This window comes from Streptomyces sp. NPDC049627, from assembly GCF_044465645.1.
In the GTDB taxonomy this organism is placed as follows: Bacteria; Actinomycetota; Actinomycetes; order Streptomycetales; family Streptomycetaceae; genus Streptomyces.
This window is the reverse complement of record NZ_JBITLW010000006.1, coordinates 277493-296987: the sequence shown is the minus strand read 5'-3', so window position 1 is coordinate 296987 and position 19495 is coordinate 277493. Positions and strand designations below refer to the sequence as shown.

Genomic DNA, 19495 nt, shown 5'->3' with positions numbered 1-19495 from the left:
GAAGAGAGAAGAAACCGGGGCCGCCGCACGCCGTGCGGCGGCCCGGCAGGATCAGTCAGCCAGGGTCGTGTCCACGCTGACCTTGTCAGCCGCACCCGTGCAAGCCCCGCAGCCCGAACCGAGCTTGGTGATCTCGAGGTAGTAGCTGTCGTAGGGGAGGTTGGACTCGGTGGCCGTGCTCGTGTAGCCAGAGCCCTTGAAGCAGTTGGTGAGCGTCGACGTGTCGTGCTTCACGTCGCTTCCCCAGTCGATCTGCTGCCACAGCGCCACATCCACGCTGTTCGAAGTTCCCGCCTGGTCGCAGCCGGTGAAGTGGAACTCGTTGTACTCCTCGTCGACCCACTGCTGGGAAGTGGTCCCCTGGACCAGGCTGAAAGGAGACTTGCTCCAGTTGGCCCAGGCCACCGAGCTGGTGGCGACCGTGAGTACGGCGGCAGCACCCGCGACAACACCGAACTTACGCAGACGTCTTCCCGACAAAGGAATCCCCTCCTTGCCCTTCCGGTCGTCGAGGCCCCCTCGAACAGGAGACCGAAAGGCTGGGTGACTGTAACACCGCCCCCGCCGAGTGTCAGCCAAGATCAAACACGCATATCGCCTGCTCCGTCCGGCTGTTGAGCTGCGTCGCCGCCGCACCTCCCGGCAGCCGGACACCGCATCGGCGGGCGCCGGGACCTGTGCCCCGGACAGCATCCGCATGCCCTTTCATGTCCGGACTCGCGCCACATCCACCCACCCCCCACAACCACGAGACCTACGCCACAGACCCCACCCACCCCTCCCACAGCCGTGATCGATCCGCAACCAATTCCGGTCTTGACCGAGACCCATCAAGCGGCTGCGTGATTACGCTCGCGACCATGGCCGACACCCCCCAGCGCCCGGACCGCCCCGCCACGGACCGCCCCGCCTCCGACCGTCCCGTCTATGTCATAGGCGGCGGCCCCGGCGGCCTCTCCGTCGCCTACGCGCTGCGCGCCCGGGGCCTGCGCGCCGTCGTGCTGGAGAAGTCGGACCGGGTCGGCGCCTCCTGGCGACGCCACTACGACCGGCTCCATCTGCACACCACCCGACGGCTGTCGGGCCTGCCCGGGCTGCCGATGCCGCGCCGCTTCGGGCGCTGGGTGGCGCGGGACGACGTGGTGCGCTACCTGGAGAAGTACGCCGAGTACCACGATCTGGAGATCGTCACCGGCGTCGAGGTCTCCAGCGTGGAGCCCTCGCCGGACGGCTCCGGCTGGCTGCTGCACGCCACCGGCGGCCGTGAACTGACCGGCGCCGCCGTCGTCGTGGCCACCGGCCACAACCACACCCCGCGCCTCCCGGACTGGCCGGGCCGGGACACCTACCGCGGCGAGCTCCTGCACGCCGGCGAGTACCGCGACCCGGCGCCCTACACCGGCCGCGACGTCCTGGTCGTCGGCGTCGGCAACACCGGTGCCGAGATCGCCGTCGACCTCGTGGAGGGCGGGGCGGAGCGGGTGCGGCTGTCGGTGCGGACGGCTCCGCACATCGTGCGCCGCTCCACCGCCGGGTGGGCCGCGCAGTTCACCAGCATCCTGGTACGGCGGCTGCCGGTCGGCCTGGTCGACCGGCTGGCCCGGCCCGTGGCCAAGCTCAGCGTGCCGGACCTGTCGGCCCAGGGACTGCCGCGCCCGGACACCGGCCTCTACAGCCGGGTCAAGGAAGGTGCCATCCCCGTCCTCGATGTCGGCCTCATCGACGCCGTGCGCAAGAGGCGCATCGAGATCGTGGCCGCCGTCGACGGCTTCGAGGACGGCAAGGTGGTCCTCGCCGACGGCACCCGCGTCTCGCCGGACGCCGTCATCGCGGCCACCGGATACGTCCGTGCGCTGGAGGACCTCGTGGGCCATCTCGACGTCCTCGACGAGCGCGGCAAGCCGGTCGTCCAAGGCGCCCGCACCCCGGCCGGCGCCCCCGGCCTGTACTTCACCGGCTTCACCAACCCCATCAGCGGCAATCTCCGCGAAATGGCGATCGACGCCCAGAAGATAGCCAAGGCCGTCGCAGGCGACCGCGGACGGCGGGTCTCCCGGCTTCCGGTGACGTAGACACCCTCAACTCTCTTACGTATCTCTCTTGTTACTTACGGGTCAGTTGTGACGGGAGAGCTGTACCGCGCTGCCGCACGGGGCCAGAATGTGAGCACTGTTCAACTTTTCTGCTCCGCACCCTCTCGCCCCGACGGAGGACGCACGTGGCAAGCGAAAGACAGCTCCCCCGAACCCCCCGGACCTCCCGAACGCCTCACCCCGCTCGGCTCTCCCGCCGCTCCTTGCTCGGCGGCGCGGCCGCCGCTGCAGGCGCCGCGACCCTCACCGCGACCAGCGCCGGTACGGCGTCCGCGGCGGCCACCCGGGAGGCGGACGTCGCGATCGTCGGCGCCGGCCTGGCCGGGCTCACCGCGGCCCGCGATCTGGTGGCGGCCGGCAGGACGGTCGTCGTCCTGGAGGCCCGCGACCGCGTGGGCGGCCGGGTGATGGGCCTGAACCTGGCGGGCGGCGGCGTCACCGAGGGCGGCGGCGAGTTCATCGGCCCCACCCAGGACCGCATCAAGGCCCTCGCCGACTCGCTCGGCGTGCAGACCTTCGCCACCTACAACGCCGGCAACAACCTCCTCTACAAGGACGGCAAGAAAACCCCCTACGCCACCGACGGCATCCTCGGCTCGGTCCCGCCCATCGACGCGGCCGGGCTCGCCAACGCCGCGATCGTGCAGGCCACGCTCGACGACCTCGCCAAGCAGATCCCGGTCGACGCGCCCTGGACCGCCGCCAAGGCCGACGAATGGGACCGGCAGACCTTCGAGACCTGGCTGCGCGCCAACGCCGTCGTCCCGTCGGCCAAGTTCCTCTTCGACGTGGCCTGCACGTCGATCTTCTCCGCCGAACCCCGCGAGCTCTCCTTCCTCTTCGTCCTCTTCTACATCGCCGCCGCCGGCAACGCCTCCAACCCCGGCACCCTGGAACGCCTCACCGAGACCGCGAACGGCGCCCAGGAACTGCGCTTCGTCGGCGGCTCCCAGCTGGTGCCGGTCAGACTCGCCGCCACGCTCGGCGACCGGGTGGTGCTGAACGCCCCGGTGCGCACGATCACCCGATCCGGCGGCAAGTACGCCGTGACGGCCGACGGCATCACCGTCACCGCCAGGAAGGTCGTCGTCGCCGTACCCCCGCCCCTCGCCGCCCGCATCACCTACGATCCCCTCCTGCCGGCCGCCCGCGACCAGCTCACCCAGCGCCTGCCGATGGCCTCGGTCGGCAAGGCGATCGCGATCTACGACACCCCCTTCTGGCGCGCCGACGGCTTCAACGGCCAGGTCGTCAGCGACAGCGGCGTGATCAGCTCCACCTTCGACAACTCGCCGCCCGACGCCTCCTACGGCGCCCTCATGGGCTTCATCGAGGCCGACGAGGCACGCAAGCTGGACGGGGCGAGCGAGGCGGAGGTCCGGGCGGCCGTGCTCAAGGACTACACGACCTACTTCGGCGCGAAAGCGGCCTCCCCCACCTCCTTCGTCCTGCAACGCTGGAACAACGAGGCCTACACCCGCGGCGGCCCCGTCTCCATCGCCGCGCCCGGCGTCCTGACCCAGTACGGCCCCGCCCTGCGCCGGCCCGTCGGCGGCATCCACTGGGCCGGGACGGAGACCTCCACCTACTGGATGGGCTTCATGGACGGGGCGGTGCGGTCGGGCGAGCGGGTGGCGAAGGAGGTGCTGGCGGTGCTGTGAGCGTGCCCGGCGCGGGCTCGCTGCGGACTCGGCGCGGGCTCGCTGCGGCCCCGCGCGGACTCGGCGCGGCCCCGCGCGGAGTTCGCCCGGCGCGTCACCGTCCCCAACTTTGCGTGCACAGCCGTTCCTGACAGGGCGTCAGTTCCTTTAATCTGACACTGCGTCAGTTAATCGCTGTCACACAGGAGCGGGCGGACCGATGCTTGGATCAACCCACGGCACCCTCACCACCGACTCCCGCCGGGCCCGGGTCATCGCCTGCGGCGAACAGCCCGGGCCCGCCGTCCACGGCCGGCCGGCCGAGGTCGACGATCTCGACGTCAGCGGCCGTCCCCTGTACTCCGACGTGCCCGATCTGGACCGTTTCTTCCGGCCGGAGTCGGTCGCGGTGATCGGCGCCTCGGACGCCGAGGGCCGGCCGAACACCGGCGTCACCCGCCAGCTGATCGCCTGGTCCGAGCGGGTCGGCGCCCGGCTCCATCCGGTGCACCCGAACCGCCCGTCCGTCTTCGGCATCCCCTGCTCTCCTTCCGTCGCCGACCTGCCCGAACAGGTCGATCTCGCCGTGCTGCTGGTCGCCGACCCTCTTCCGGTGATCGAGGAACTGGCCGAGGCCAAGGCGAAGTTCGCCGTCGTCTTCGCCTCCGGTTTCGCGGAGACCGGCGAGGAGGGCGCGGCCGCCCAGGAGCGGCTCGCGGCGGTCGTCGAGCGGTCCGGGATGCGGCTGCTCGGACCGAACACCAACCTCAACGCCTTCGAGCGGTTCCGGGACGATCTCGACGGTGACGCGATCGCGCTCATCACCCAGTCCGGCCACCAGGGCCGCCCCCTCTTCGCTCTCCAGGAGCTCGGCATCCGCCTGAGCCACTGGGCGCCGACCGGCAACGAGGCCGACCTGGAGACCGCCGACTTCATCTCCTACTTCGCCGAGCGGCCCGAGGTGGGCGCCATCGCCTGCTATGTCGAGGGGTTGAAGGACGGCCGCTCCTTCCTGCTCGCCGCCGACCGCGCCGCCCGCCGCGGGGTGCCGGTGGTCGCCGTCAAGGTGGGCCGCACCGAGACCGGCGCCCGCACGGCCGCCTCACACACCGGCAAGCTGACCGGCGCGGACGCGGTGGTGGACGCGGCGATGCGGCAGTACGGGGTGATCCGGGTCGACGGCCTGGACGAACTCCAGGACACCGCCACCCTGCTGGCCCGCGCGAAGCCGCCGCGCGCCGACGGCGTCGCCGTCTATTCGATCTCGGGCGGCACGGGCGCGCACTTCGCCGACCTGGCGACCGAGGCGGGGCTCAGGCTGCCGGTGCTGTCGCAGGCCAAGCAGGCCGAGCTGCACCAGTGGATACCCGAGTACCTGAGCGTGGCCAACCCGGTCGACAACGGCGGCCATCCCGTCGGCGACTGGCGCGGCCGGAAGATCATCGACGCGATCCTCGACGACCCCGAGGTCGGGGTGCTGATCTGCCCCGTCACCGGCCCCTTCCCGCCGCTGAGCGACCGGCTCGTCCAGGACCTCGTGGACGCGGCCGAGCGGACGGACAAGCTGGTCTGCGTGGTGTGGGGGTCGCCGGTCGGCACCGAGCCGGCATACCGCGAGGTACTGCTCGGCTCCTCGCGCGTGGCCACCTTCCGCACGGTGGCGAACTGCATCACCGCCGTCCGCGCCTACCTCGACCACCACCGCTTCGTCACCGGCTACCGCTCCCCCTTCGACCGGGCGCCGCGCACCCCGTCCCCCTCCTTCCGCAAGGCGCAGCCACTGATGCGCCCGGGTCAGCAGCTGAGCGAGCACGCGGCGAAGCAGCTGCTGCGGGCGTACGGCATCCGCGTACCGCGCGAGCAGCTGGTGACCAGTGCGGCGGCGGCCGTACGGGCCGCGGGGCTGGTCGGCTACCCCGTGGTGATGAAGGCGTCCGGTGCGCGCATCGCCCACAAGACCGAGCTGGGCCTGGTGAAGATCGGGCTGACCTCCGCCAGCCAGGTCCGCGACGCCTACCGGGAGCTGACCGACATCGCCCGCTACGAGGACGTCTCCCTGGACGGCGTCCTCGTCTGCCAGATGGTCGAGCGGGGCGTCGAGATGGTCGTCGGTGCCACGCACGACGAGCTGTTCGGGCCGACCGTGACGGTCGGGCTCGGCGGGGTGCTCGTGGAGGTGCTGGGCGACACCGCCGTACGGGTGCCGCCCTTCGGTGAGGAGCAGGCCCGGGACATGCTCGCCGAACTGCGCGGGCGGGCCCTCCTCGACGGGGTCCGGGGGCGTCCGCCGGCGGATCTCGACGCGCTCGTCGAAGTCGTCCTGCGGGTGCAGCGCATGGCCCTGGAACTGGAGGACGACCTCGCGGAGCTCGACATCAACCCGCTGATGGTGCTGCCCAGGGGGCAGGGCGCGGTGGCGCTGGACGCGCTGGTGGTGTGCCGCTGAGATGCCCGCCGGCCATGAGACGAACGATGAGATGAACATGCCCAATTCCCCCCGTGTGCCCGGAAGTTCCGTTGATTCATTGGTACAGCAGGCCACTGACAATCAGGTCTGCCGCATCACCCTCAACCGGCCCGAGGCACTCAACGCCATCACCCCTGACCAGCGAGATCGGATCATCCAACTGCTCGCCGACGCCTCCGCCGACCCCGGTGTGCGGGCCGTCGTGCTGACCGGGGCGGGCCGCGGTTTCTGCGCCGGGGCCGATCTGCGGGGCGGATCGGCGACCGCCGGTGAGCGGGTCCCCGGCGAGGTCGCCCGCACGATCCGTCTCGGCGCCCAGCGCCTGATCGCAGCCGTCCTCGACTGCGAGAAGCCGGTGATCGCGGCGGTGAACGGCACGGCGGCCGGCCTCGGCGCGCATCTGGCGTTCGCCTGCGACCTCGTACTGGCCGCCGAGTCCGCGAAGTTCATCGAGGTGTTCGTCCGGCGCGGCCTCGTCCCCGACGGCGGCGGCGCCTATCTCCTCCCCCGCCTGATCGGCCCGCAGCGGGCGAAGGAGCTGATGTTCTTCGGCGACGCGCTCACCGCGCCGGACGCCGAGCGCCTCGGCCTGGTCAACCGGGTCGTGCCGGAGGGGGAGTTGGCCAAGGCGGCCCGCGAGTGGGCCGAACGCCTCGCCACCGGCCCCACCCGCGCCCTCGCCCTGACCAAACAGCTCGTCAACGCCTCCCTCGACACCGACCGCACCACCGCCTTCGCCGCGGAGGCGGCCGCGCAGGAGATCAACATGACCACGGAGGACGCCCGGGAGGGCGTGGCGAGTTTCGTGGAGCGCAGGAGCGCCGAGTACAAGGGCCGATGAGGCACCGGCCGCCGCGGTTGCGGCCTGCGCAAGGGTCTTCCGCACCCCGCACCCCGCACCTCCACCCCGCACTCCGCACTCCGCGCACCCCACCCCCTTCCGATCTGACGCTCCGTCAGCTTCAATGGATGGCGTGATGGGACACGCAGGGATGGCGGCCGCCGCCGTCCGCTACCTCAGGTCGGTCGGAGCAGCTGCCGAACGGGAGCCCGTCGAAGTGCTGCCGCGCCCGGAGTTGCGGTGCGTCGGCGAGGACGAGCGGGCGCCGGTCGGGCAGGCGGAGTTCCGGCGTGTCCTGGGGAACTTCGCGACGGGCGTGGCCGTTGTCACGGCACCCTCCGCAGACGGCGCCGGCTCCCCCGCCGGTTTCGCCTGCCAGTCCTTCTCCTCCCTCTCCCTCGACCCGCCCCTGGTCGCCTTCATGGTCGGCCGTACGTCGACGACATGGCCGCGCATCGCCCGCGCGGGCGTCTTCTGCGTGAACGTCCTGAGCGCCGGCCAGGGCGAGCTGTGCCGTGCCTTCGCGGTGAGCGGCGCGGACAAGTTCGCGGGTGTCGTCTACGACGCGGCTCCCGTGTCCGGCTCCCCGCGCCTCGCGGGCACGCTCGCGTGGATCGACTGCACGATCCACGCGGTGCACACGGGGGGCGACCATCTGATCGTGGTGGGCCGGGTGGAGGCCCTGGGAGCGAGCGACGGCGACGAGGCACCGCTGCTGTTCCACAAGGGGCGGTTCCTCTAGGTCGGCCTCCGCCGAAGAGTCCGCGCCGGCCGGTGGGGCCGCCCCGGCGCGGCCTGCCATCGGTCGACCCCGCTCAATCACTGTGCGCGCGACTCCCGTTGGGTGCGCTGATACGCTGCTGGATCATGACGTACTTCTTCCACCTCCGCTAGCCGCTCCGTCGGCAGGACGCGGATCCACCCGGCGCCGACGATGCGGGACGGTCGTCCACCGTCCCGGGCTGCGACGTGGGAGAAAACGGCATCATGCGCACACGGCGTATGTCCGTCCGACACCCGCGTCCCGGCACGCCGACCGTCTCGTGACGGCGGCGCGCCTGGTGGCGCGGTGCGTACGCGGGCTGGAGCCCGCTCTCGGCACGGAGATTCTGCGGACGGGTTCCGCGGCCATCGACTGGATCGGCCACCGTGAGGTGGGCTTCCGGACCTGGGCCAGGAACGAGACCTGGACCGGCCACGGCGGCAGCAGCGACGGCGAGCCGCGGCTGCGGACCGCCGACGACGTCTTCCTCCTGGCCCGCCGCCAGGACGACATCGGCCCGCACAAGAACGACCTCGCCGGCCTGGCCGAGCTGGCCCGTGCGGTCGATCTGGAAGGCCTGGCGCGGGAACGCCGGACGCGCGGCGGTCCGGCCGTCTTCGGCGGGATCGAGGTCTCGGCGTCCTTCCTCGGGCGCAGGACGTACAACCGCTACGACATCGAGGACACCGTCGGCCGGGTGCTGGCCGAGCGCGCCGGTGTGCCCTACCACACGCGCCGGCACGGCGAGCCGCCGCCGCCCGGCCACAGCGGGTGGCGGCTGACGCTGGACGGCGGCCACGCCACCCTGCTGCTGCGCCTGGGCGGGCGCCCGGCCCACCGGCGCGTCTACAAGAACGCGACCGTTCCGGGCACGCTGCATCCTCCGGTCGCCGCCGCCATGGCCCAGGCGGCCGAACTGCGTCCGGGCCAGCGGGTGCTGGATCCATGCTGCGGAGCGGGGACGCTGCTCATCGAGGCCCACCACACGGTGCCGGGCGTCACGCTGCTCGGGTTCGATCTCGATCCGGCCGCGCGCCGGGCGGCACGGCAGAACGCCGGGCCGCTCCCGGTCGCCGTCGAGCACGGTGACGCCGGCGCTCTCCCCGTCGCCGACCGCAGCATCGACCGCGTGCTGTGCAACCCGCCGTGGGGAGCGCAGGTCGACGCGGGCGGACGCCTCGCCGGGCACCCGGAGCGCTGGTGGCACGAACTCGCCCGTGTCCTCACCGACGAGGGACGGGCGATCCTGCTGCTGCCCGAGGCACGCGGACTCGGCCACGCTCTGGCACTCGGTCTGACCCCCGTCCACGTGCAGCAACTGAGCCTCTTCGGCAGCCGTCCCCTACTGGTCCGGCTCGAACGCCAACGCGACGGGCGACGCTCTCGCGCCCGCCGGGAAGCGGCGGCCCGCTAGGGCCGGCACAGTCCCGTCGTCCGTCCGAAGGGCGGGCCGGGCGGCGTCGGGTGCGTGCTCTCGGCGTGCCGGGCGGAAGCCCTCGGGACCGGCCCTAGGCCGCCACGGGCACGGGCGCCGTACGCCGCCGGATCACCAGCGACATCAGCGCCGCCGCCGCGCACAGCGCCCCCGACGCGTACCAGACCATGTCGTACGTACCGAAGACGTCCCGCGCGACCCCGCCGAGGACGGCCACCAGCGCGGCGCCGACCTGGTGGGAGGCGAGGACCCAGCCGAAGACGATCGCGCTGTCGTCGCCGTACTGCTCCCGGCACAGGGCGACGGTGGGCGGGACGGTGGCGACCCAGTCGAGGCCGTAGAAGACGATGAAGAAGATCATCGGCGGGTGGACGCTCGGGGCGAGCAGCATCGGGAGGAAGAGGAGCGAGACACCCCTCAGCGCGTAGTACACCGCGAGCAGCCGGCGCGGCTCGAAGCGGTCGGTGAGCCAGCCGGAGAACACCGTGCCGGCGACGTCGAACACACCGATGACCGCGAGCAGTGAGGCGGCGGCCGTGACGGGCATGCCGTGGTCGTGGGCGGCGGGCACGAAGTGGGTCTGGACGAGGCCGTTGGTGGAGGCGCCGCAGATCGCGAAGGTGCCGGCCAGCAGCCAGAAGGGGCCGGTGCGGGCGGCAGAGAAGAGGACCTTCACCGCCCGGCGCGCGGCGCCCTGCACCGGGTCCGGCTTGGGCACGAACTCCGTGGCGCCGTACGGCTTCACGCCCACGTCGGCCGGATGGTCGCGCAGCAGCAGCCAGACCAGCGGGACCACGGCGAGGGCCGCGAGGGAGACCGTGACGGCGGCCGGGCGCCAGTCGTCCAGCCTGGTGATCATCCATGACAGCAGCGGCAGGAAGATCAGCTGGCCGGAGGCCGAGGCGGCGGTGAGGATGCCGGTGACCAGGCCGCGCCGCTCGGTGAACCAGCGGTTGGTGACGGTCGCGGCGAAGGCCAGGGCCATCGAACCGGTGCCGAGGCCCACGAGCAGGCCCCAGCACAGCAGCAGTTGCCAGGCCGCCGTCATCCACACCGTCAGGCCCGAGCCGATCGAGATCAGGGTCAACGCGGCCGCGACCACCCGCCGGATGCCGAAGCGGTCCATCAGAGCGGCGGCGAAGGGGGCGGTGAGGCCGTACAGGGCCAGGTTGATGGAGACCGCGGCCCCGATCGTGCCGCGCGACCAGCCGAACTCCTCGTGCAGCGGGTCGATGAGCAGGCCCGGCAGGGAACGGAAGGCGGCGGCGCCGGTGATCGTCACGAAGGCGACGGCGGCGACGAACCACGCCCGGTGCAGTGACACGGTGCGGCTCCGCCGGGGGCGGTGCTTCTTGATCGGCCGGTTGTCCTCTGCGGTGGCTGCTGCCTCGCTCGTCTGGGTCACGCCATAGAGCTTCGGGCCTGCGGTGACCCGAAACGAGTGGCCCGAGGGACAGCATTCGCTAGGATCGGGCCATGCGTATGGATCGGGACACGTCTACGGATCGGGGCACGTCTGCGGATCGGGCCATGCACCAGGGCCGGGACATGGACACGGTCGGCGGCGGCGCCGCCTGCGCCGCGCCGGAACCCTTCCGTCCGCACCGCGTCGTCGTCCTCGCGCTCGACGGCATCCTCCCCTTCGAACTGGGCATCCCCCACCGCATCTTCGGCCGCCCCAAGGACGCGCAGGGGCGGCACCTGTACGAGGTCGTCACCTGCTCGATCCGGCCGCCGGGCCCGGTCGAGACCGACGCGGACTTCGCCATCCACGTCGGCAACGGCCCCCAGGCCCTGGCCACCGCCGACACCGTCATCGTCCCGGCGTCGTACGAGCTCGGCCCGGTCTTCGAGGAGGGCGTGCTGACCGACGAACTGGCCGCCGCCCTCGCCCACATCCGCCCCGGCACCCGGCTCGCCTCCATCTGCACCGGCGTCTACGTCCTCGCCGCCGCCGGCCGGCTCGACGGCCGCCCGGCCACCACGCACTGGGCGGACGCCGAGCACTTCCAGGAGCTCTTCCCGCAGATCGAGGTCGACCCGGACGTCCTGTTCATCGACGACGGCGACGTGCTGACCTCGGCCGGCGTGGCGGCCGGGATCGACCTGTGCCTCCACATGGTCCGCCGCGACCACGGCACGGCGATCGCCAACGACGTGGCCCGCCGCACGGTCGTACCGCCCCACCGGGACGGCGGCCAGGCCCAGTACATCCACCGCCCGGTCCCCGGCCTCCAGCAGGCGTCCACGACCACGGCCCGGGCCTGGGCCCTGGGCCGCCTGCACGAGCCGATCCAACTGCGCGACATGGCGGACCAGGTGGCCATGTCCGTACGGACCTTCACGCGCCGCTTCCGCGAGGAGGTCGGCGTCAGCCCCGGCCAGTGGCTCACCCAGCAGCGGGTGGAACACGCCCGGCACCTGCTGGAGTCGACCGACCTGTCCGTCGACCAGGTCGCCCGGGACGCCGGCTTCGGCACCGCCCAGTCGATGCGGCAGCACCTGCAGGCGGCCCTCGGCGTCACACCCACCAGCTATCGGCGCACCTTCCGCGCCGGAGGCACCGCCGCCGTCCAGCTCCGCAACGGCACGTGAGCCGCCCGACCGGAGCGTGCCCGCCAGGGTGCTCCCTCAGAAGGTGAGCACCCCGCGAGCCACCTTCCCCGCCTCCGCGTCCGCCGCCGCCCGCTCGAACTCCTCGACCGGATACGTCTGCGTCACCAGCTCGTCGAGCAGCAGCCGCCCCTCCCGGTACAGCTCGGCGTACAGCGCGATGTCGCGCTGCGGCCTCGACGACCCGTACCGGCATCCCAGGATCGACTTGTCCAGGTACATGGAGGACACGACGAAGGACGCCTCGGCGCCGGCCGGCGGAACCCCCAGCAGAATCGCCTGCCCGTGCCGGTCGAGCAGATCGACGGCCGCCCGGATCAACTCCACCCGCCCCACGCACTCGAAGGCATGGGCCGCCCCGGTGGGCAGCAGCTCCCGCACCCCCTCCACCGAGGTCAGGAAGTCGGTCGCCCCGAACTGCCGTGCCACCGCCTCCTTCGCCGGGTTGGCGTCGACGGCGACGATCCGCAGCGCGCCCGCGATCCGCGCCCCCTGAAGGACGTTGAGCCCGATCCCCCCGGTCCCGATCACGAGCACGCTGTCCCCGCGGTCCACCTTCGCCCGGTTGAGCACGGCGCCGACCCCGGTCAGTACCCCGCACCCGATGAGCGCGGCCGACGGCAGGGGAATGTCCTTCGGGATCCGCACCACCTGCACGGCCTTCACCACGGTCCGCTCCGCGAACGCGGAGTTCGACGCGAACTGGAAGACGGGCCGCCCCCCTCGCTCGAACGGCTGCCCGGGCCGTCCGATGGCCTGCCGGCACATGGTCGGCCGCCCCCGGTCGCACTCGGCACAGGTACCGCAGTTGGCGAGCGTGGACAGGGCCACATGGTCCCCCGGCACGACATGGGTGACCCCCACACCCACCGCTTCCACCACCCCGGCACCCTCATGCCCCAGCACCACAGGAACCGGAAAAGGTATGGTCCCGTCCACCACGGACAGGTCGCTGTGGCACAACCCCGCCGCCGAGATCGCGACCAGTACCTCACCCGGCCCCGGGTCCCGCACCTCCAGGTCGTAGGCGACCTCGACCCGCTTCCCGTCGAACACCACGCCGCGCATCACACAGCCCCCTTGGGTTCCCTCGGCAGTCCGAGCACCCGCTCGGCGATGATCGTGCGCTGCACCTGGTCCGATCCGCCGTAGATGGTGTCGGCCCGGGAGAACAGGAACAGCTGCTGCGCCTCGTCGAGTTCGTACGGCGCCGAGGGCGACCACGCCACCGGCCCGACCCCCGCCGCCGCGCCCCGCACCTGCATCGCCAGCTCCCCGAGCCGCTGATGCCAGCCGCCCCACAGCAGCTTGGCCACACTCGGCGCCCCCGCGTTCCCCGGACTCCCGAGCGTCCGCAGGGCGTTCCACCGCATGACCCGCAGCTCGGCCCACTGCCGCACGAGCCGCTCCCGCACCACGGGATCATCCACGGCGCCGGACCGTACGGCAGCCCGCACGACCCGGCCCAGCTCCGCCGCGAAACCGATCTGCTGGGCGAGCGTGGAGACCCCCCGCTCGAACCCGAGCAGACTCATCGCCACCTTCCATCCCGCGCCCTCACCCCCGACGACGTGCTCCACGCGCGCGTGCGCTCCGTCGAAGAAGACCTCGTTGAAGTCGCTCGTGCCGGTCATCTGACGGATGGGCCGCACGTCGATACGCCCCGGCTGATCCATGGGAACCAGCAAAAAGCTCAGCCCGTGATGCCGCCGGGACTCCGGCTCGGTCCGGGCCAGCACGAAACACCAGTCGGCCTCATGCGCGAGAGAGGTCCAGATCTTCTGCCCGCTGACGCGGTACGTCCCGTCCGAGGCGCGCTCGGCTTTCGTACGGACCCCAGCGAGATCGGAACCCGCACCGGGTTCGCTGTACCCCTGGCACCAGAGCTCCTCCCCGGCCGCGATGGGCGGGAGGAACCGGTTCTTCTGCTCGTCGGACCCATGGGCAAGGAGGGTAGGCGCCAGTAGGTTCTCCCCGATATGCCCGGAGCGCGGCGTCGCTCCGGACCGGGCGTACTCCTCGGCCCAGACGACCTGCTGGGTGAGGCCGACCGTCCGATTGCCGTACCCGCCTTCGGGCCAGCCGAGCCCGATCCAGCCGGCCTTCCCCAGCGTGCGTTCCCACACGCGGCGATCCTGACCGGTCTCGGCGTGCTCGGCGAGCCACGCCCTGACCTCCGCCCGAAACGCCTCATCTTCAGCGGTGAATCCAAAGTCCACGGCATCCTCCTAAGCGACGGTCAGGTCTCCAACCTCAGGGGCGCGGGGAACTGCGCGACCAGCCACGACCAACCCGCAGCCGCCGTGGAACCGACTCCCCCGAGCTCTCAGGCGTTAGGTCGCGCCCCCTCGGCGGCAGCCCTCCGCATCGCCTCCACCCGCTCCAACATCGGCATCGGATCCACCCCCACCGACCCGGGCAAAAACTCCGCGATCGTCTCCGGCGTCCACCCGCCGGAGGCGTACGCCGCCCGCAGCTCCCGTGGCTGAGCCCACACCGCGATCTTCGGCCCGGCGACCGTGTAGACCTGCCCGGTGATGCCCTGCTCCTTCGCCCCGTCGGACAGCAGGTACACCACGAGCGCGGCGACGTCCTCCGGCTCCCCGATCTCCGCCAACTCCACCGGAACGTTCGCCGACATCCGCGTACGGGCCACCGGCGCCACCGCATTCGCGGTCACCCCGTACTTGTGCAGCCCCAACGCGGCGCTCCTCACGAGCGAGATGATCCCGCCCTTCGCCGCGCTGTAATTGGCCTGCGAGACCGACCCCTGGTGATTCCCGCTGGTGAACCCGATCAAGGCCCCCGCCCCCTGCTTCCGCATCACCGCGGAGGCGGCCCGGAACACCGTGAACGTCCCCTTCAGGTGCGTGGCGACGACCGGATCCCACTCCTCCTCGGTCATGTTGAACAGCATCCGCTCCCGCAGGATCCCGGCGACGCACACGACCCCGTCGATCCGCCCGTAGGCCGCCAGCGCCGCGTCCACGACCCGCTGCCCGCCCGCCATCGTCGACACGTCGTCCGCCACGGCGACCGCTTCCCCGCCCGCCGCCTCGATCTCCTTGACCACGCCCTCGGCGACCTCGCTCGTGGGGGAGACGCCGTCCACGGACACCCCGTAGTCGTTGACGACCACCCGGGCCCCCTCGGCCGCGGCGGCCAACGCCACCGCCCGCCCGATCCCCCGCCCGGCACCCGTCACGGCGACGACCTTGCCTGCCAAGAAGTTCCCCATGCCCCGGCCCCTTCCCGCAGTTTCTGACGGTCCGTTAGATTCGAACTCGATTCTACGACCCGTCAGATACGCGGAGACAAGCCCCGGGGAGGACTCATGTCACTGCCGGACGCGTTCCACGAGATCGCCAAGCGCGTGAACAACTGGGGTCGTTGGGGCTCCGACGACGAGATCGGCACGCTCAACCTGATCACCGAGGAGGTGGTCCGCGAGGCGGCCGCCTGCGTCCGCACCGGTCACCGCGTTCCCCTCGCCCTCCCCCTGCACCAGGACGGCGTCCAGACCGGGATGATCCCCGGGCGCGTCAACCCGCTGCACGCCATGGTGCAGATCAACCAGGAGCTGTTCGGCCCGGGAACCGTCGCCTGCAGCGACGACATCGTGACCATGGGCCTGCAGGCGGCCACCCACTGGGACGCGCTCACCCATGTCTCGCACTCGGGCCGCCTCTACAACGGCCGCCCCGCCGGCACCATCACCCCGCACGGCGGCGCCGAGTTCAGCGGCATCGACAAAGCCCGGCACATCGTCTCGCGCGGGATCCTGCTGGACGTGGCACGCGCGCGTGGCGTCACACGACTCGACGGCGGGCACGCGGTCACCCCGGAGGACTTGGAGGCGGCGGAGGAACTCGCGGGCACGCGCGTGCGTGCCGGTGACGTCGTGCTCGTACGGACGGGGCAGATCCAGGTGTACCTCGCCGGCGACAAGCACGCGTACGGCTACCCCTCGCCCGGCCTGTCCATCCGTACGCCCGAGTGGTTCCACGCGCGCGATGTGGCGGCCGTGGCGAACGACACCCTCACGTTTGAGATATTTCCGCCCGAGACAGAGGATTTGTGGCTGCCCGTGCATGCGCTCGACCTGGTGGAGATGGGGATGCTCCAGGGCCAGAACTGGAATCTCGAAGAGTTGTCCACAGCCTGTGGACAAGAGGGCCGTTACGCATTCCTGCTGTCCGCGATGCCCGAGCCCTTCGTCGGCGGCACGGGGACTCCCGTGGCACCCGTGGCCGTGCTCTGACGTTCCGAAGCGAGGTCGGCTGGCGGCGCGGCAGTGACCGCCCCGAGCACGGCACCGCGCCGCCATCCGACTCCGGCGTACCCGCCCCGGTCCCCTTCTCCCCCTGCCCCTGAGAGAACCGACGCCGAATCACGACCCACACTCGGCAAGGGTTTCCGTCACCGAAACCCTCGTCGTCCCCTCGCGGCGAATCGCTGACCACAAGCGTGATCAACCGGACACGTCGCGTCAACACCCACCCGGGGATTTGTTACTTAAGCCCTATTTGCAGCGGGCGCGCACAGAAGCATGCCCGGGCGCACCAGTGCCTGGCCCGAGCAGAGGAGACAGCGCTTTCTGCAACCGTGCACCGAACCCGGCGGAGTTGCCGAGCCGTGCGCCCGCCAGACCGCCTCACACCGCCTCGTACGCCAGCCCCTCGTACGCCGACGCCCCGCTGCCGTAGGCGGAAGCGGAGCCCTCCGCCTCCGCGGCGCGGTCCAGCTCGCACCAGATCCGCTTGCCGGCGCCCTCGGAGCTCCAGCCCCAGCGGTCCGCGAGACCGTCGACGAGCGCGAGGCCCCGGCCGCCCGTCGCGTCACCGTCGGCACACCGCGGCACCGGTGCCCGGTCGCTGCGGTCGGCCACCTCGAGCCGTACGGTGGCGCACTCCTGGGCCACACCGGGCAGGGACAGCCTCAGTACGGCCGGACAACCGGTGTGCACCACGGCATTGGTGACAAGCTCGGAGACGAGCAGGATCAGCGTCTCGGCGAGCGGCTCATCGACCCCTATCCCGGACCCGGCGAGCCGCGAGCGGGCCCACCGCCGGGCTCGCCCCACCTCAGCGGGGTCGGGCCGGATCTCCAGCTGCACTTGAAGCACCTGCACCGTTCACACCATCCGAACCGGCGGACACATAGCCCCGCGCCTCACGAGGGCCACGATCCTAGCCATTTTTTTCATGGCCAGAACAATGGCCAAAGCCAGGGTCACAGAACGTGAATCCCTTAGCTGACAGCATGGTTGACGTACAGTCACCCCAACAAGCGCTTCGGGCATATTCCAGCGCGAAGGAGTACCCGTGCGGCATACTGTGCGACGCTTGTCATGGAGAGTCGAACAGGCGGGGGCAGAAAGCCCTCTCGCCCTGCGAGAAACGGCGCGCACCGCCGGATCCGGAGTCACCTCAAGGGCAACTCCGGCATGGCTCGTGCTCGGAACCACTCGCATCTCACACAAGGTACCGGAGCGGACCGCCGACTCCAGGCCGTGACGAGTCACGCGTAGGACACAACCCGATATCAACGCTCCGTAATTCCGGTATGCCACAATCCGCGACATCCGAGCGACAGGGATCGGCGATTTAGCAGACCAGGCGCCTTCAGGTCGATTCGGCGAGAAGCCCGGCGGCCAACCTCTCCTCACTCTCCGTGACAGTGCCCGCACGGTGTGTCCGCACCCATGTGCGCTTCAGATGCAGGTGCACCTCGAACTCCCAGGTGAACCCCATGCCGCCGTGCACCTGGAGGCAGTCCCGGGCGCCCTGCAGGGCCGCCTGGTCGGCGAGCAGCCGGGCGGAGTCGATGTCGGCCCGGTCGGCGGTGACGGCCGCCGCGTAGACGGCGGCGCGGGCCGTTTCCGTGCGGACCAGCATCTCCGCGCACAGGTGCTTCACCGCCTGGAAGGCGCCGATCGGCTGCCCGAACTGCTCACGGGTCCGGGCGTGTTGCACGGCCAGCTCGCACGCGCGTGTGGCGCTGCCCAGTTGTTCGGCCGCGGTGAGGAGTACGGCGACGGGGTCCACGTCGCGGGCCACGGGAACCCGGTGCACGGGCGTCAGCGGATCGACCGACCGCAGCGGCACGGCCCCCGCCGCGTCCCCCCGTACGACGTCCGCCTCCGTGAGCCACTCCACCAGCCCGTTGCCGACGGCGGTCACGACCGTCTCCCCGGAGGCCGCTCCCGGCACCGCCCCGGCCGCGAGATGCGTGGCCACCAGGGGCCCGGGCAACAGCGCCCGCCCCGCCTCCTCGAAGGCCAACACCGCCTCGGGCATCCCGAGTCCGACGCCGCCCCGCGCCTCCGGGAGCCGTAGCGCGAAGAACCCGGCCGCCCCGAGCTCCCGCCACAGCGTCCGGTCCAGGCGGCCGGGCTCGTCGACGGCGGCCCGCAGCGCCTCCCGGCCGAAGCGCCGCGCCAGCAGCTCGCGCACCCCCCGTTGCAACGCCCGCTGGTCCTCGGTCAGTTGGAAACGCATCGGTCACCGCCCCTTCGGCAGCCCGAGGATCCGCTCGGCCACGATGTTCCGCTGGATCTGCGAGGTTCCGGCGGCGATGGTGTACGACAGCGAGGACAGCCGGTCGAGCACCCACGGCCGGTCCAGGTCCAGCGACTCCGGCCCGAGGACGTCGGCCGCGGCGTCATAGAGCTCCTGGCGGGCGTGCGAATACCTCAGTTTGAAAACCGAACCCCCGACCCCCGGCACCCCGCCCGTCAGCTCGGCCTCGCTCACGTTCCACTGCGTCAGCCGCCACAGCGCCCGGAACTCGGCGTTCAGCCGGCCCAGCCGCCGCCGCAGCTCCGGGTCGTCCCAGCGGCCGTTCCTACGGGCCTCTGCGGCGAGTTCGCGCAGCACGCGCCGGCAGGCGACGACCTCGCCCACGAAGGCCGTGCCGCGCTCGAAGGACAGGGTCACCATCGTCACGCGCCAGCCGTCGTTCTCGTCCCCGACCCGGTGGGCGACCGGCACCCGCACCTCGTCCAGGAACACCTCGGCGAACTCGGCCGACCCGGCGAGGGTCTTCAGCGGCCGTACGGTGATGCCCGGCGCGTCCATGGGCATGGCCAGCCAGCTGATGCCGCGGTGCTTGGGCGCCTCGGGGTCGGTGCGCACCAACAGCTCGCACCAGTCGGCCACTTCGGCGTGGGAGGTCCAGATCTTGGATCCGCTCACCACATAGTCGTCACCGTCCCGCCACGCGCGCGTGCGCAGCGCCGCGAGGTCGGAGCCGGCGTCCGGTTCGCTGAAGCCCTGGCACCAGACCTCGTCGCCGCGCAGGATCGGCGGCAGCCAGCGCGCCCGCTGCTCCGCGGTTCCCTCGGCGGCGATGGTCGGCCCCGCGTGCAGCAGCCCGACGAAGCCCGCGCCGACATAGGGCGCGCCGGCCTTCTCGGTCTCCTCCAGGAAGATGAGGCGGACGGCCGGGGAGGAGCCCCAGTGGACATCGCCGTATCCCGCGTCGTACAGCCTGCGCTGCCAGCCGAGGTCGTAGGCGCGGCGCCCCGGCCAGTCGTCGGGGGACGGCTTCGGCGGGAGCGCCGGAAGCGCCTTGCCCAGCCACTCCCGCAAGCGCGCCCGGAACTCCTCCTCTTCGGGCGTGTCCGTGAGGTCCATCCCACC

At 71.8% G+C, this 19495-nt stretch carries 16 protein-coding genes; 8 read left to right on the top strand and 8 right to left on the bottom strand.

Annotated elements, in window-relative coordinates:
• Positions 1 to 51: 51 nt before the first annotated feature.
• A complete protein-coding gene (locus ACIBU0_RS18420) occupies positions 52 to 480 on the bottom strand; it encodes a hypothetical protein (RefSeq protein WP_398819065.1) in 429 nt (142 codons plus the stop codon).
• Between the two features lie 380 nt (positions 481 to 860).
• On the opposite strand from ACIBU0_RS18420, the gene ACIBU0_RS18415 reads away from it, so the two are divergent.
• The 6 genes from ACIBU0_RS18415 to ACIBU0_RS18390 all read left to right on the top strand — a co-directional run bounded on the left by ACIBU0_RS18415 (position 861) and on the right by ACIBU0_RS18390 (position 9218).
• Positions 861 to 2072, top strand: a complete 1212-nt coding sequence (locus tag ACIBU0_RS18415) for a flavin-containing monooxygenase (protein WP_398819062.1) — start codon at positions 861 to 863, stop codon at positions 2070 to 2072.
• A gap of 224 nt (positions 2073 to 2296) precedes the next feature.
• The gene (locus tag ACIBU0_RS18410) at positions 2297 to 3754 is read left to right on the top strand and encodes a flavin monoamine oxidase family protein (protein ID WP_398819060.1); all 1458 of its coding nucleotides are present in this window, start codon (positions 2297 to 2299) and stop codon (positions 3752 to 3754) included.
• A gap of 199 nt (positions 3755 to 3953) precedes the next feature.
• Complete coding sequence (locus ACIBU0_RS18405) at positions 3954 to 6179, top strand: acetate--CoA ligase family protein (RefSeq protein WP_398819057.1); 2226 nt, start codon at positions 3954 to 3956, stop codon at positions 6177 to 6179.
• Positions 6180 to 6216: 37 nt separating this feature from the next.
• On the top strand, positions 6217 to 7041 hold the full coding sequence (locus tag ACIBU0_RS18400) for an enoyl-CoA hydratase/isomerase family protein (protein WP_398819054.1): 825 nt from the start codon (positions 6217 to 6219) through the stop codon (positions 7039 to 7041).
• A gap of 136 nt (positions 7042 to 7177) precedes the next feature.
• A complete protein-coding gene (locus ACIBU0_RS18395) occupies positions 7178 to 7783 on the top strand; it encodes a flavin reductase family protein (RefSeq protein WP_398819052.1) in 606 nt (201 codons plus the stop codon).
• A gap of 301 nt (positions 7784 to 8084) precedes the next feature.
• Positions 8085 to 9218 carry a TRM11 family SAM-dependent methyltransferase gene (locus tag ACIBU0_RS18390; protein ID WP_398819049.1) on the top strand — a complete coding sequence of 378 codons (1134 nt, stop codon included), beginning with the start codon at positions 8085 to 8087 and terminating at the stop codon, positions 9216 to 9218.
• A 94-nt stretch (positions 9219 to 9312) separates the two neighbouring features.
• On the opposite strand, the gene ACIBU0_RS18385 is transcribed toward ACIBU0_RS18390, so the two are convergent.
• Positions 9313 to 10644, bottom strand: a complete 1332-nt coding sequence (locus ACIBU0_RS18385; protein ID WP_398819046.1) for an MFS transporter — start codon at positions 10642 to 10644, stop codon at positions 9313 to 9315.
• Positions 10645 to 10787: 143 nt separating this feature from the next.
• On the opposite strand from ACIBU0_RS18385, the gene ACIBU0_RS18380 reads away from it, so the two are divergent.
• Entirely contained in the window at positions 10788 to 11834 is a 1047-nt protein-coding gene (locus tag ACIBU0_RS18380) for a GlxA family transcriptional regulator (protein ID WP_398819640.1), read from the top strand.
• Between the two features lie 36 nt (positions 11835 to 11870).
• Here ACIBU0_RS18380 and ACIBU0_RS18375 read toward each other — a convergent pair whose 3' ends face one another.
• From ACIBU0_RS18375 to ACIBU0_RS18365, 3 genes are all read right to left on the bottom strand, one after another.
• The gene (locus ACIBU0_RS18375) at positions 11871 to 12920 is read right to left on the bottom strand and encodes an alcohol dehydrogenase catalytic domain-containing protein (protein WP_398819043.1); all 1050 of its coding nucleotides are present in this window, start codon (positions 12918 to 12920) and stop codon (positions 11871 to 11873) included.
• Complete coding sequence (locus ACIBU0_RS18370; RefSeq protein ID WP_398819040.1) at positions 12920 to 14071, bottom strand: acyl-CoA dehydrogenase family protein; 1152 nt, start codon at positions 14069 to 14071, stop codon at positions 12920 to 12922. The genes ACIBU0_RS18375 and ACIBU0_RS18370 overlap by 1 nt, the downstream gene beginning before the upstream one ends.
• A gap of 107 nt (positions 14072 to 14178) precedes the next feature.
• A complete protein-coding gene (locus ACIBU0_RS18365) occupies positions 14179 to 15090 on the bottom strand; it encodes an SDR family oxidoreductase (protein WP_398819037.1) in 912 nt (303 codons plus the stop codon).
• Positions 15091 to 15186: 96 nt separating this feature from the next.
• Here ACIBU0_RS18365 and ACIBU0_RS18360 point away from each other — a divergent pair, with 96 nt between their 5' ends.
• Positions 15187 to 16113 carry a cyclase family protein gene (locus ACIBU0_RS18360; RefSeq protein ID WP_398819033.1) on the top strand — a complete coding sequence of 309 codons (927 nt, stop codon included), beginning with the start codon at positions 15187 to 15189 and terminating at the stop codon, positions 16111 to 16113.
• A gap of 393 nt (positions 16114 to 16506) precedes the next feature.
• On the opposite strand, the gene ACIBU0_RS18355 is transcribed toward ACIBU0_RS18360, so the two are convergent.
• The 3 genes from ACIBU0_RS18355 to ACIBU0_RS18345 form a co-directional block, all read right to left on the bottom strand.
• Positions 16507 to 16983, bottom strand: coding sequence for an ATP-binding protein (locus ACIBU0_RS18355; protein WP_398819030.1), 477 nt, complete (start codon positions 16981 to 16983; stop codon positions 16507 to 16509).
• 493 nt (positions 16984 to 17476) lie between these two features.
• A complete protein-coding gene (locus ACIBU0_RS18350) occupies positions 17477 to 18352 on the bottom strand; it encodes an acyl-CoA dehydrogenase family protein (RefSeq protein WP_398819027.1) in 876 nt (291 codons plus the stop codon).
• Between the two features lie 3 nt (positions 18353 to 18355).
• Positions 18356 to 19489 carry an acyl-CoA dehydrogenase family protein gene (locus ACIBU0_RS18345; protein ID WP_398819024.1) on the bottom strand — a complete coding sequence of 378 codons (1134 nt, stop codon included), beginning with the start codon at positions 19487 to 19489 and terminating at the stop codon, positions 18356 to 18358.
• Positions 19490 to 19495: the final 6 nt, after the last annotated feature.